12 protein-coding genes and 1 pseudogene are annotated in these 12928 nt (G+C 64.5%); 5 read left to right on the top strand and 8 right to left on the bottom strand.

Features of this window, described 5'->3' with window-relative positions:
• Window positions 1-252: 252 nt before the first annotated feature.
• Window positions 253-1281 (top strand): LuxR C-terminal-related transcriptional regulator, encoded by a 1029-nt coding sequence (locus A6035_RS19295; protein ID WP_341867164.1) that lies wholly within the window; start codon window positions 253-255, stop codon window positions 1279-1281.
• 346 nt (window positions 1282-1627) lie between these two features.
• On the opposite strand, the gene A6035_RS00725 is transcribed toward A6035_RS19295, so the two are convergent.
• From A6035_RS00725 to acuR, 3 genes are read right to left on the bottom strand one after another with little or no spacing between them, the layout of a single operon-like run.
• A complete protein-coding gene (locus tag A6035_RS00725; protein WP_108846209.1) occupies window positions 1628-2203 on the bottom strand; it encodes a peroxidase-related enzyme in 576 nt (191 codons plus the stop codon).
• Window positions 2204-2221: 18 nt separating this feature from the next.
• Window positions 2222-3217 (bottom strand): acrylyl-CoA reductase (NADPH), encoded by a 996-nt coding sequence (acuI, locus tag A6035_RS00720; protein WP_108846208.1) that lies wholly within the window; start codon window positions 3215-3217, stop codon window positions 2222-2224.
• Window positions 3214-3876, bottom strand: coding sequence for an acrylate utilization transcriptional regulator AcuR (acuR, locus tag A6035_RS00715; RefSeq protein ID WP_108846207.1), 663 nt, complete (start codon window positions 3874-3876; stop codon window positions 3214-3216). The genes acuI and acuR overlap by 4 nt, the downstream gene beginning before the upstream one ends.
• 195 nt (window positions 3877-4071) lie before the next feature.
• Here acuR and A6035_RS19370 point away from each other — a divergent pair.
• The 4 genes and pseudogenes from A6035_RS19370 to istB all read left to right on the top strand — a co-directional run.
• Window positions 4072-4575: pseudogene (locus tag A6035_RS19370) on the top strand (polyprenyl synthetase family protein); the annotation flags it as partial.
• 65 nt (window positions 4576-4640) lie between these two features.
• Window positions 4641-5054, top strand: a complete 414-nt coding sequence (locus A6035_RS19085; protein ID WP_108846206.1) for a polyprenyl synthetase family protein — start codon at window positions 4641-4643, stop codon at window positions 5052-5054.
• 125 nt (window positions 5055-5179) lie between these two features.
• Complete coding sequence (istA, locus tag A6035_RS00700) at window positions 5180-6517, top strand: IS21 family transposase (RefSeq protein WP_108846178.1); 1338 nt, start codon at window positions 5180-5182, stop codon at window positions 6515-6517.
• Window positions 6514-7287, top strand: coding sequence for an IS21-like element helper ATPase IstB (istB, locus tag A6035_RS00695; protein ID WP_162533965.1), 774 nt, complete (start codon window positions 6514-6516; stop codon window positions 7285-7287). Before istA ends, istB begins: the two co-directional genes overlap by 4 nt.
• 243 nt (window positions 7288-7530) lie before the next feature.
• Here the strand turns inward: istB and A6035_RS00690 are convergent, their stop codons facing one another.
• The 5 genes from A6035_RS00690 to A6035_RS00675 all read right to left on the bottom strand — a co-directional run bounded on the left by A6035_RS00690 (window position 7531) and on the right by A6035_RS00675 (window position 12583).
• Window positions 7531-9045 carry an IS1634 family transposase gene (locus A6035_RS00690; protein WP_244192482.1) on the bottom strand — a complete coding sequence of 505 codons (1515 nt, stop codon included), beginning with the start codon at window positions 9043-9045 and terminating at the stop codon, window positions 7531-7533.
• A 264-nt stretch (window positions 9046-9309) separates the two neighbouring features.
• Window positions 9310-9480, bottom strand: coding sequence for a hypothetical protein (locus tag A6035_RS18150; protein ID WP_159149437.1), 171 nt, complete (start codon window positions 9478-9480; stop codon window positions 9310-9312).
• Window positions 9481-9578: 98 nt separating this feature from the next.
• Entirely contained in the window at window positions 9579-10451 is an 873-nt protein-coding gene (locus tag A6035_RS00685) for an NAD(P)-dependent oxidoreductase (protein WP_108846204.1), read from the bottom strand.
• 339 nt (window positions 10452-10790) lie between these two features.
• Window positions 10791-11651, bottom strand: a complete 861-nt coding sequence (locus A6035_RS00680) for a phytanoyl-CoA dioxygenase family protein (protein ID WP_108846203.1) — start codon at window positions 11649-11651, stop codon at window positions 10791-10793.
• 38 nt (window positions 11652-11689) lie between these two features.
• The gene (locus tag A6035_RS00675) at window positions 11690-12583 is read right to left on the bottom strand and encodes a phytanoyl-CoA dioxygenase family protein (RefSeq protein WP_108846202.1); all 894 of its coding nucleotides are present in this window, start codon (window positions 12581-12583) and stop codon (window positions 11690-11692) included.
• Window positions 12584-12928 lie beyond the last annotated feature (345 nt).

The following is a 12928-nucleotide window of genomic DNA, read 5'->3' as shown; positions in this document are numbered from 1 at the left end:
CGACCGACGCAGCCATTATTTCCCACGGAACCCTCAACGACGCCACCCGCCAGGTTCTCCGCCTCGCAGAACACGGCGACCGTCGGGCACGACCCGCACAGATCGACGGCAACCGGAGATGGGCCGTCTCACACGATCCCTGGTCGAACTCAGGCAGATCGTTGGTGAGCTCACCGCTGAGGGCGCGAGCGTGGAGTTCGTTATGAACGGCCCACTCATGCCGCCGGCGCCCGGGATCCTCGAGCTGATCTCATGCTCCGGCTAAGTGCGGAACAGCTAACGCAACCCGAGCCGAACATCGTCACACGCTGGATTCTCACGTCCCTAACCAGCATCATAGGAATTACTCGATCCGCGCCGGGTGGGCATAGACTCCGCTTGAGTCGGCGAGTCGCAGTGTCGCCGGTGCGGCGAAGGAGTGTGCAGATGGCGACTAATAGCGCTCTCCCTCTTGAGTTGCGGAGTAAGGTCCGGGCGACATTGGGCACCTTGCAGAAGGAACGGGCTTTCGATGTTCTCTTCAGTGGTGGAGTGAGCGACACTGGAGTACTTCTGTCGGAATTCGCTGGGACCCGCAGCGCCGTCCTTCAGGGGTTGACCATCGAGCCGGGCTTGGGTGCGGGAGGCTTGGCTGTCGTGACCAATCGACCGGTCCGAGTCAATCGGTACCGCACTAATCGGGGCATCACCCACCATTACCTGAGTGCGATTGTCCGGGAGGGTATCCAGTCTCTGGCGGTGTCCCCGATCATCGTTCACGGGCGGGCGAGAGGGGTGATCTACGGAGCGTTGCGCACGTCGACGCATCTCGGAGACCGCTCCTTGACGCTGCTGGAGAGCTTTACGAGCCGGCTCAGCCGCGAGCTGGAAGTCCACGAGGGGGCGGACTTCAGGCTTCGCGCACTCGGCAGCGAGATCGATAGACTGCCCGGCCAGCGGAGCCTGCGGGAGTCGGAGGCTCTCGCCGAGACTTACCTGCAACTCCGCGATATCGCTGCGGAGATCTCCGATCCTGGCCTTCGGCAGCGGATTCACGACGTTGAACACCTACTGAAGAGTGTCGAGGGGCCGGCGGACGGGCTCGCTGTGCAGCTGACGTCCCGGGAGGTCGACGTCCTGTTGTGCGCCAGCGTCGGATACAGCAATGCCGAGGCCGCTCGCCGTCTTGGTCTCAGCCCGGACACGGTCAAGACCTATATGCGCAACCTCATGGCCAAGCTATCGGTCAAGACCAGACACGCCGCCGTCGTTCAGGCCCGCCGCCACGGGTTGATCCCATAGAAAGAGCCTGTGGTTGCAGTACGCGCCGACGGTCTCCGGAATCACCAAGACGGACGAGGGTTCAGCTAGGCATACTTCACACGCCCCAGGACTGCGCCTCACCACGCCACCGGCGACTGACAACTGCCCCCTCGCCGCCGGCCGCCACCGCGCGGACGAGGCCGCGTGCCACCGCGCCCGGCCCGTACTCCGCGCCCGGCCCTGTGTACTCGATGGCGACCTATGAGCGCAGACTCTCTTACGGCAGGGTCGGCGCTTGCGAGCTCATTGGACCGGTCTCGCGCGGGACGGGGGGGCGCGGCGACTTGTGCCCCGGGTCCGGACAGGGCACGTGGTGTGGCGACGGTTAGCCGCGGCCCATTGTGTAGAACTCGACGTTCGGGCGCAGGTTGGTGACGTTGGCGATCCGATTGGACAGGCCGAAGAATGCCGAGATGGAAGCGATGTCCCAGGCGTCCTCCTCGGTCAGTCCATGGGTGGCCAGCGTTGCGAAATCGGCTTCGGTGACCGCGTAGGCCTCGTTGGAGACCTTGAGGGCGAAGTCGAGCATGGCCTTCTGCCGGTCGGTGATGTCGGCCTTGCGGTAGTTCGTCGCGACCTGATCGGAGATGAGCGGGTCCTTTGCACGGATCCGCAGGATCGCACCGTGAGCGATCACGCAGTACTGGCATTGGTTGGGGCCCGAGGTGGCCACCACGATCATCTCTCGCTCGGCCTTGGTCAGATTGCCCGGCTTGTCCATGAGCGCATCGTGGTAGGCGAAGAACGCGCGGAACTCATCCGGGCGGTGGGCCAGCATGAGGAAGACGTTGGGGATGAAGCCGGACTTCTCCTGCACGGTGAGGATCTTGGCCCGGATATCGTCGGGCAGGTCGTGGAGTTCGGGGATGGGAAAGCGGCTCGGGGCAGCGGTATCGGTCATGATCGTCGAGTCCTTCGGTCAGTTATCGGGGATGGGGACAATGACGCGGCCGCGCACTGCCCCGTCGAGCATCCTGTCGGCAACGGGGATGCAGTCGTTGAGGGTGACCTTCTGTGTCATCGAGTCGAGAAGGGAGTGGTCGAGGTCGGTAGCGAGCCGACGCCAGGCCTCCCGTCGGTCGTCCACGGGGCACAACACACTGTCGATGCCGGCCAGTGTGACCGCGCGGAGGATGAACGGGGCGACGGTGGCGGGGAAGCCCATCCCGGCGGCGAGCCCGCATGCGGCGACCACCGACCGGTACTTCATGCCCGCGCAGACGTTGGCGAGCACCTGGCCGCCGGCCACATCGACCGCGCCGGCCCACTGTTCCTTGACCAGCGGCTTTCCGGGCTCGGTGAAGTCCGATCTGGGCAGGATCCGGGTCGCGCCGAGGCTGGTGAGGTAGTCGGATTCGGTGGACCGGCCCGTGACGGCGGCAACCTGGTAGCCGAGCTTGGCCAGCAAGGCGGTGGCGACGCTTCCCACGCCGCCGGCGGCGCCGGTGACCAACACCTCGCCCGAGTCGGCACTGACCCCGTGCCGCTCTAGCGCCATCACGCACAGCATCGCGGTGTAGCCGGCCGTTCCGATAATCATGGCCTGCTCGAAGGTGAAGGCCTCCTCGAGCGGGATCAACCACTCACCCTTGACCCGGGCGTACTCGGCAAGCCCACCCCAGTGGCGCTCCCCCACTCCCCATCCGTTCGGCACGACGCGATCGCCGGGCGCAAAACCTGGATTCGTGGACTCCACGACCGTGCCGGCGAAGTCGATACCGGGCACCATCGGAAAGGATCGGACAACCGGGCCTGTCCCGGTGATGGCGAGCGCATCCTTGTAGTTGAGGGTCGAACACGCCACCCGGACTGTCACGTCTCCCTCCGGCAGTTGCTCCGGAGAAACCTCGGCGACCTCTACAGTGCGTCCGCTGGCGCCACTGTCGATCAGTACCGCCCTGAACGTCGCAGTCATCGTTGTCTCTGGTGGTTGTCGTGCTCGATCATCGCCAGGAATTGCCCGGCGAACGTGTCCAACGCGGCAGGATCGTGTTCGAGCTTGGCGCGCAACACGGCGCCCTCCCATCCGATCCAGAAGAACTCGGCCAACCGCGCACAGTCCGCGTCTGCCGAGATCTCCCCGGCCTCTTGCGCTGCCCTCAGGCAGCGTGTGGTCCGCTCCTCCCAATCCCGGAGCACGGCGGTGAGGCGGTCGCGGAACGATGACGGCAGGACGCCCATCTCCTGTCCCAGGTTGCCCACAAGGCAACCCCGCCGGAAGTCATGACGAGCCATCCCCTCCCGCGCATCGGCGATGAACGCCCGCACGCGATCGAGCGGAGTCCGTGACTGGTCCTCGAACCAGCGATCGAGCTTGGCGGCGAAGTAGTCGGCGTACGCCTCGATCAGCGCGAAACCGAACGCCTCTTTACTGTCGAAGTAGTAGTAGAACGACCCCTTGGGAACCTCAGCCGCCGCGAGGACCTCCTCGATCCCCAGAGCACTGAACCCCTTCTCCGTCAACAGCGCCACACCCTGACGAAGCAACCGGGCACGGGGAGCGTCCGGAAGGGTCTGGTCCTTCCGCGGCCGACCACGCCGCCGCGGCGCAGTCACCGCCGACTCCCTGTCCATGAATTAACTAATAGACCGGTCGGCTAGTAAAGTCAACGATCACTCAGGACAGGCTGCTCAGGACCGAGTACCGACGGTCAGGTCACAAAGCGTCGCAATGCTTCGCCAGTCGATGTCTGTTCCGCCCCGGCACACATGCGACGCGGCGCTCAACCTGGGGGCCGCCCCGGACATGCGCCCCGATAGGCTGATCAGGTGACTACTCCTATCGATCTGGTCGATCGAGTTGACGATCGAATCAGTGAATTCGTCACCGACCGCAACCCGATCTTCCTCGCGATCGGCGACGAGGTCCGGCTCGTCGAGCGCATCTCAAAGGACTTTCTCACCGGCGGAAAGCGCCTTCGGGCCCGCTTTTGTTTCGCCGGCCTCCACGCGATCCCCGCAGGACTCGGAGCCGACCGTGTAGCCGCCGAGGACACCGTGTCCGGCGTGGCCGCCGCGCTCGAGATCTATCACGCAGCGACGCTCATCCACGACGACTTGATCGACAACTCCGATACCCGCCGAGGCGGCCCAGCCGCTCACATCCGTTTCGCCACCGACCACCGCCACTGCGGGTTCTCCGGCGACGCGGACGCCCACGGCAGATCATCGGCGCTCCTCGCCGGTGATCTCCTGTTCAGCTGGAGCGACGCGCTCCTCGACGAATCGATTGACCTGCTGCCCTCCCGAGCCGACGCCCGACGCGCACGACGCGAGTTCAAACAGATGCGCACCGAAGTCACCCTGGGCCAGTATCTGGACATCCTCGAGGGAAGCGCGTGGTCGACGCGCGCCCCGAGTCGGAACACGTCGACCGCGCGTATCGGTTCATCATCTACAAGAGCGCGAAATACTCGATTGAAGCCCCTCTCGCGATCGGCGCGGCGCTCGGCGGAGCGAGTGACGAGCAGCTCGACGTCCTGCGCGCCTTCGGGCTGCCACTCGGCGTCGCCTTCCAGCTACGTGATGACCTGCTCGGCGTCTTCGGCGACCCCGCCGTCACTGGCGAACCAAGCGGTGACGACCTTCGCGAGGGCAAGCGCACCACCCTGGTTGCCCTCGCGACACGCGTGCTCGACGCACGCGGGCGCGAATCGCTCGACGCGGTGCTCGGGGACCAGGCCGCCACGGACGCGGCGATTGCTGTCCGCGTACACCTTGATACGTCGGTTTGGGGACAGGTTCATATGTAGGTCGGTGTTCGGTGTTCCGTAGTTGTTCGCCGAGGTGGGTGGGCCACCCTTGGAGTCGTCTTCCGGCAAGTTGACGATTTCCGAAGGGTGGCCCACCCCCATGATCGGCGGATCAGGAGTCCTGGATGAATATCCGACGTTTCAAACAGCTGCATGCCACCGGCATGACGTACGCCGAGATCGGTCGCGAGTGCGGCTGTGACTGGCGCACGGTACGCAAGTACCTGGCCGAGGATTCCCCGACGGCGCCCCCGTCGGCGCCCTCGCGCAAGGGCACGCAGAAGGTGGCCATCACCGAGGTAATCGCAGCGCTGATCGATGCGATGCTGCGAGCCTGCATCGACCTCAAGGCCACCGTGATCTGCGAGCGTCTCGCCGACGAGCACGACGTGCATGTGCACTATCAGCGGGTCAAAACCTACTGCCGCTCCCGCCGCCCTCAGATCCGCGCCGAGCTCGGCCTCGACGAACCCGGAGCGGGGAGTCTGCACCGGCGCATTGCCACCCTGCCCGGGGCTCAGGCCCAGGTCGACTGGGGCGATGAGGGGGACCTGCTGGGCACCGGCGTGCGCGTCTACTCGTTCCACATGACGCTGTCGTACTCGCGAGATCCGTTCTGCTGCTTCGTGACCTCGATGGATGCCGCGACGTTCTTCGACTGCCACCGGCGGGCCTTCGACCACTTCAGCGGAGTCCCGGCAGCGATCGTCTACGACCGCCTCAAGACCGTGGTGCGCCGCCACGTGGCCCCGGGCAAGGCAGTCCCGGTCACCGCCGCAGCCACCGCGTTCGCCGGCCACTACGGGTACGACATCGATGTGTTGGCCGCCTACCGGCCCACCGGCAAGGGCCGGGTGGAGCGGCAGGTCGATATCGTGCGTGACCACGTCGTGGCCGGTCGCCGGTTCCGCTCGGTCGGCGATGCCGATGCCGCGTTCGCCCGGTGGGTGAAGATCCGCCGCGGCCAAGTCCATCGCACGCACGGGCAAGTCATCGCCGAGGCCGCCGCAACCGATCACGCCGCACTGGGCCCGCTTCCGGCTACGGAGTACGAGATCTTCGATGAGCACGTGCGCACGGTGGGCAAGGACTGTCTGATCTCGTTCGAGTCCGACCACTACTCGGTTCCTGCCTCCCAGGTGACGGCGAGGCAGAAGGTCCTGGTCCGCGCCACAGCCAACCGCATCACAGTCTGCCGCCTGGAGGACCCCGCCCAGGAGCTGGCGGTCCATCGGCGTGGCGGCCGGTCCCACGAGTGGATCATCGACCCCACCCACTGGGACGGCCTGCCCGACGGGGCCGGCCGCGCCGTCTGTCACACCGAGCCCGACCGGGCCGGGGCATCTGCCAGGCCGGAGGAATCGTCCTCGGTGCTGGCGCACTATCTGGCCTCGATGGACCCGGTTCCCGATATCCGGCGGCCGTTGGCGTCCTACGAGCTGATGGCGAGTGAGGCGTCGTGAGCGAGTTCGTCATCAGTCGGATCACTGCCGCCGCGCAGCGGCTCAAGCTGCCGCACATGGCCGCCAGCGCCGCTGACGCCGCGACCCGAGCCGAGCAGTCGCAACTGGGCTACCTGGACTTTCTCGACCAGCTGCTCGAGGAGGAGGTCACCCACCGGGAGTCGGGCCGGTTCCGCAACGCGCTCAAGCTCTCCGGGCTGCCTCACCACAAGACCTTGGAAGACTTCGACTTCGCGTTCCAACCTGGCGTCGATGCCAGGCGCTTGAAGGATCTCGCGGCGATGGAGTTCGTCGAACGCAAAGCCAACATCGCTCTGCTCGGCCCGCCCGGCGTGGGCAAGACCCACATCGCCGTGGCACTGGCAGTGACTGCATGCCGGGCCGGTCACTCGATCTACTACACCACCCTCGACGACCTGGTCCGCAAGCTGCGCAAGGCCGACAGCCTCGGCACCCTGCCCAAGCAACTCTCCAGCCTGGCCCGACCGTCACTGCTGGTCATTGACGAAGTCGGCTATCTCCCACTCAACCGCGCAGAGGCCAACATGTTCTTCCAGCTGGTCTCACGCCGCTACGAGAAGGGCTCGACGATCATCACCAGCAACAAAACCTTCGCCGAATGGGGCACTGTCCTGGGAGACGAGGTCCTGGCCACCGCCATCCTGGACCGGTTCCTGCACCACTGCGAGGTCATCGCCATCAACGGTCCGTCCTACCGGCTCAAAGACCGGGCAGACCTTGTCAGCACCGCCGAAGAACCGGCACCATAAACCCCAGCCGGACACCGACACGTGAGCTTGTACGCCGCACGACACGTCACCCTGTACGCGGACAATTGCCGTCGCGCAGGACACGATCGCCGCGAGCGGTGCGGTCGAACAGGTCGAACGCCTCATCTCTGCGGCCACAACCAAGGCTCTCGAGGCCCTCGGATCACCACTCCTGGCCCCCGCGGGAGTCACCGAACTCCGGGAACTCGCGGCGGCCGTCACCCAGCCCTGAGTTGGACCTCCTTAGTGCCCCGCTGAAATGGCGCTGGTGATGGCTTGGGCCTCGTCGTCCAGCGGAGTTCGGACGGTGAGTTCGTGGCCGTCGACGTCGATGATGACGGTGTGGATCCGACGCAGGATCCGCACGATTTTCTTGATCGACATGCCGGTGCGGTTCTGCAGGTGGCGGGCGATCGCGAGGGCCGCGAAGACGATGGTCAGGTGTGCTTCTATCGAGTCGCGGGTGCGGTGAAAGATCGGCCGTGCTTTCAGATCCGATTTGGCCATTCGGAACGACTGCTCGACCTTCCACAAGTCGTGATAGGCGGCTACGACGGCGTGGCCATCCATGGTCTTCGGGTCGATGTTGGTGACGTAGCCCTTGTAGCCAGCGGACTGTCGGGCTCGTTCGATGAGCGCCTCGTCCAGGGCGACGGTTTGGCCGGTGACCTTCACGAATCGCTGCTTCTTCAGCGGTTCCGCCCGGTCAGCGACCCTTTGGGCGCGGTCGATCTGCGCGTTGAGCGTGCGGCGATCCCGCTGAGCGCGTTGCCACTTGTAGTGCCACACCGCCCTGCGGTCGCGCCGATCCCGACCTTGGCCCATCGGGCGGGTCAGCTCCACGACCTCGCCGTCATCGATGGCGTTGCCACGGCGGCCGAAGTGGTCCTCGAGCTCTTTCGGGGCCTTCGAGGTGCGGGAGGCGACGATGAACGACAGACCGGCATCCTCTAGGGCGTTGAGGTTCGCCGCCGACAGCATGCCCGCATCGGCGACGACAACCATGTCGGCTATGTCATGGCGCTGCTGAAAGGCCGTGATGACCGGGATCAACGTCTTCGTCTCGGCCTTGTTGCCCTCGAAGACGTGAATATCCAGCGGAAACCCGTCCCGGGCCACCAGCAGACCGACGGTGATCTGCGGGTCGACGCGGCGTTCCTTGCTCATGCCGACCTTGCGCAGGCCGTCTTCCTTCTCGGCCTCGAAGTACAGCGTGGTCAGGTCGTACAGCACCAGGGCGACGCCCGGGCCGCCGGCGGCGGTGACATGCTCCCAGCACGCGGTTGCCAGCACAGTACGGTAATCGCGTTCGACGCAACGAGCCAGTGCCCTCTTGATGCTCGACAGATGCGGAGCATCAACGCCGATGTCGTCCAGGACGCGAGGTGTATCGAGCTTGCTGGTCGGCTCGACCAGCCGGACGCACACCAGCGTCTTGAACGTCTCGTCGGCAACGGCATCGAACCCGAGTGCGTCGAAGGTGCTGGTCAACGTCTGCCACAGCAGTTCGCTGGAGTGTCGGCGCACTACCGCATCCCCGCCGGAACGAACTTGCGCCTCCGGTCCCAAGCCCAGGTCCAGGGACTGTTGACCGGCGTGGATTTTGCCCCTGGCCACCGCGATCAACGCCGCCAGCTCGCCCTCGGTGTGCGCGGATCCGATGTGCTCCAAGATCCTGCGCTGACCGCGGACCTTCTCCACGATCTGCACAGCCGTCGCTCCCGACGACGTCTTCACCTTCCGCACGAACGGGCTCACACCCCCAAACTACAGCCCGGCTAGTGCCCCGAACCTCCGACCTGAATTCCGCTGACCAGCAACGATGAACACCGGTGGCCCCGAAACCCCATCAAGAGGTCCAACTCAGGCCAGCGCGTCGCCTGACGGCCCTCGCTCAGAGTGAGCGCACTCACTACACGAGGGGAGCAAGTACTCCGAAGCATCCTCGCCGAAGGAAAAGGTCTCGCCAGCCCGGGTAAATCATCTCGACCGCCGCCCGGTAGTCGTCGCCGACGCACCCGGTCATTGTCCCGCCCCACCTTCCGCGTCGCCGGGCGTGGCCACTTCCGCGCCCGCTTGCCGGTAGAGCTGTACGAAGTAGTAAGCGGCCATGTGCGATGCGGCGACGAGGAGTGCGTCGATCGTCTCCCTGGAGTGCTCCGCGAAGTACGGTCGCTTCACGAGCGCGGTCACGTTGAGCTACTCGTGCAGGAGGAAGTCAACCATTGGGCAGAGCTTGCGTTGCAAGACCGTGCTGGACATGGTGTCTCGATTCCTTCGCGAGCTGGGCATTATGCTCGGCTGGTTAGGTACTCTGCGTAAATGGCGCTGGCGCCGTATCCGGCAGACTCGGCGATCTCCAGGTTGTGGAGGTTGGCTGTCATCAGTCCGGCTCGCTGACCCGCGGCGATCATCTCCTCACGCCAAATCCGTACCGCTCGTAAATACACAGCGACGGTGGCCTGATCGGTCGAGAAGTCGCCGGAATCGATCGCCGGAATCGCATGGTTGAGCAGGTGATCTTCGAGCAGCGCGAGTGCCACGCGAACGAAGGGACGAAGGTCTTCGAGGGACAACCCGACCCGCGTTGCGAATGACGCGGCCTCCAAGAAGCCCCCCATCGCAACGTTGAAGAATCCGCCGGCGAGCGCCGCGTCCGCATACGCGGGGAGTGCGGGATCCGTGCCTAAGAAGACCGAAGTGCCGGCGAGAGGATCAAGCAGTGCTCGCCACTCATCCCAGGCATCAAGGTCACCTCCGAAGTTGATCAATCCCTCACGAGTGCCGATGTTGACCGGGTACATCTCCAGCGCCGCATCAAGATAGCGGCCGCCGCGGCCATGAACGTACTCCGCAAGGGCGATCGCATCATGAGAGCTCCCCGTCATCGCGCCAACGATGGTCCGGCCGGCGAGATCCTCGCCCGTAACTCGGTCGAGAACCTCGCGCGCGGTGCCATAGTCGAGCACGAGAAGCACGATCAGGTCACTCGCCGTGATTGCGTCGACCGCGTCGGCCTCGGCGATCACACCATGTGCCACCAACGGCTCGACCTTCGCTGGCGACCGGTTCCAGGCCCGTACTGTCGCCCCCGTGCCCGCCAGGAACCGCGCGACCGCACTGCCCATCTTCCCGGTCCCGACGACAGCGATTTTTGTTGACATGTTGATTCCTCTCCTTCGGGGCGCCACAAACACGCGTAGCAAGTGAGCGAACACCCGTGTTCTTTTGCGCCAAGTCGATGACGCACACAGTTTGCGACCGCGAGCCGATCGGGGAGGGTCATCGTCAGAGCCCAACGCTCTGGAGTAGAGACGCGCCCCTCACAGATCCAGATTGACTCCGGCTCGTAGTTCTTGGGGCGGCGCACTGGGTGCGTATCGTGCTTCCGGTCACCCGTTTGGCCGCGACCGAGCTCCCTCGGCTGCGGCGATCAGGGCGACACATTAGGGAAGTCCATCAGCTCCCATGACGACGTGCGGGTCGCCAAGGCGCACTCGTCTTCAGAGCTGGAGATAGTCGGCAAGTTCTGAGTAGTCGACCTGCCAAAGTCCGGGGGATCCGGTCGGGTAGTGTGAGCGGAAGTCGATGAGGCGCTGCACTCGGGCAGGAAGTTGCCGCGCGACGTCCATGTCGACGATGAATGGATAGGCTTCTTCGCCGACAAGGAATCCCGGACAGAGTGAGAGCGCGAGACCACGTCGGTACGCATCTGAGGTCGCATTCGCTCCTCCGCCGTGGGCGGTCTTGCCGCTGAAAAAGAGAGCGTCGCCCGCGCGCATGACGGCGGGAACCGTCTGCTCGGGGGTGCCGCGATCACTGAAGTCACTCCAGTGGTTGCTCCCGGGGATAACTCGCGTGGCACCCATTTCTTCTGTGAAGTCGGTAAGCGCAACGAGGAAGTTGACGACCACTTCCGGTCCTGCTGGTCCCATTCCAACGAACGGCCACCAGTTTTCGAGATCCCTGTGCAGCAGCTGAGCGTCGCTGTTCGGGCCGATCTCGATTAGCTGCTGGCTGTTGATGTGAAAGGACCCGGAATCGGCGAAGGCCACCTCGCACAGGTTGTGCAGCAGGTCGTCATCGAGCAGTTGACGAAATGCCGCGGAGTGCGTGACCAGGTTCGTAAGGCGCTTGGTGTTTGCACCATGGAAGGCGGCAGCGAACTCGTCGTCGTGAGTGGAGCCGGCAGCCAGTGCGGCCATCTGTGGCTCAACCTCTTGGTTTACGGCCTCGATCTGGTCGCCGGTGACGAATTGCTTGATCACCACGCCACCGTCGCGTTGGAAGATCTCCATGATGTCGGCGACAGGAGTATCTCGGGAAACGTGGGCGATACCGGGGTGTGCAGTGATACCAGTCATGGGGTTTCTTATCCTTCTTTGGGTGCTGTCCATCCTGATCAGGAGGCCGACTTGCTGCCAAGAACTACCTGTGACGAAGGGGCTTCCTCCTCGAGCAGGACGTGAGGATCGCGCATCACCCCGTCCGTTTCGACCCATCCCATGGTGGGAGGGCATCCCTGGTAGCCGATGATCTTCTGGATGTCCGTCGGCAGCTCACGTGCCTGCTCGACAGGAATGGTCAGATACTGGTTCTCTTCCTGGCGCAGATATCCCAAATCCAGGCTCATGGTCAGCCCGATCCTGGGGTCGTCAGTGTGATTGTTACCGCCGCCGTGATAGGTGCCGCCGATGAAGATGAGTGCCGAGCCGGCGGGCATCACCGTCGACACGGCTTCGTCGCGCCCGGGGGCGCGTTCGTCGTCCCATCGGTGGCTGCCGGGGATGACAAGGGTTCCCCCGTTATCGGCCGTGAAGTCGCTGACCGCGACCATGATCTGCACGCGGGCCTGGCGGCCTCCCTCCACATGCCGCCACTGCCACACAGAGTCGTCGCGGTGCAGCGGCTGGGCGCCTTCGCCGGGGTGGATGGAGATCAGCTGGGTAACCCCCACCTGGATCGTCGGGGCAACCTCGAGCCGATCGTCGCCTACCCAGATCAACTCGGGAATGCAGAGGAACCGCTCGGCTGTTTCACGGTAGAGAGGATTACGGATGATCGGATCGGCGTGCCGGGTGTGCTTGAAGATCCCACCGAGACGACGGGTCTTAGTTCCAGAAAACTCTGGGTCGATCCCGAACGGCAATGACTCGAGTATCGGTCCGAGATCGGCCTTGATTCCGGCCAGCGTCGCGGCATCGCAGAAGTCGCGGATGATGACGCCACCGTCACGTTCGATGACAGAGACGACCTCTTCGACTGAGGACGTGGGTTCAAGGGTGGTCAGGCCCATGGTGAGTCTCCAATGCCATGTGAGCACGATTAGGCGGTACCGTCCGCCGCGCGAAGTTATTAGTCGGACGACTAACAGTGAAGCGCATCACTTTGTGATTGTCAACACTTTTCTCGCGATCCTGCTCACGTACGGAGGCCGACGGCGGCGCCGACTCGCGGCCTACGGTGGGGGATTAGGCGCAGGTTTCGTGCCCTTGTGGGTGTGAGATCTAGGTGCGATGCCGCAGGAAGCTGACGGCAGCGAGGGTCGTGAACGAAGTGGCCAGATGGGCGATGACCAGGTCGTGGGCCTTGAAATCCGCGGTCTGCCGCCTACGCTCTATCGGCGATGCGGCTGTTCAAA

Source organism: Dietzia lutea (assembly GCF_003096075.1).
GTDB classification, from domain to species: Bacteria; Actinomycetota; Actinomycetes; order Mycobacteriales; family Mycobacteriaceae; genus Dietzia; species Dietzia lutea.
The sequence above is the reverse complement of the archived record's forward strand: the minus strand, read 5'-3'. Positions and strand labels throughout refer to the sequence as shown.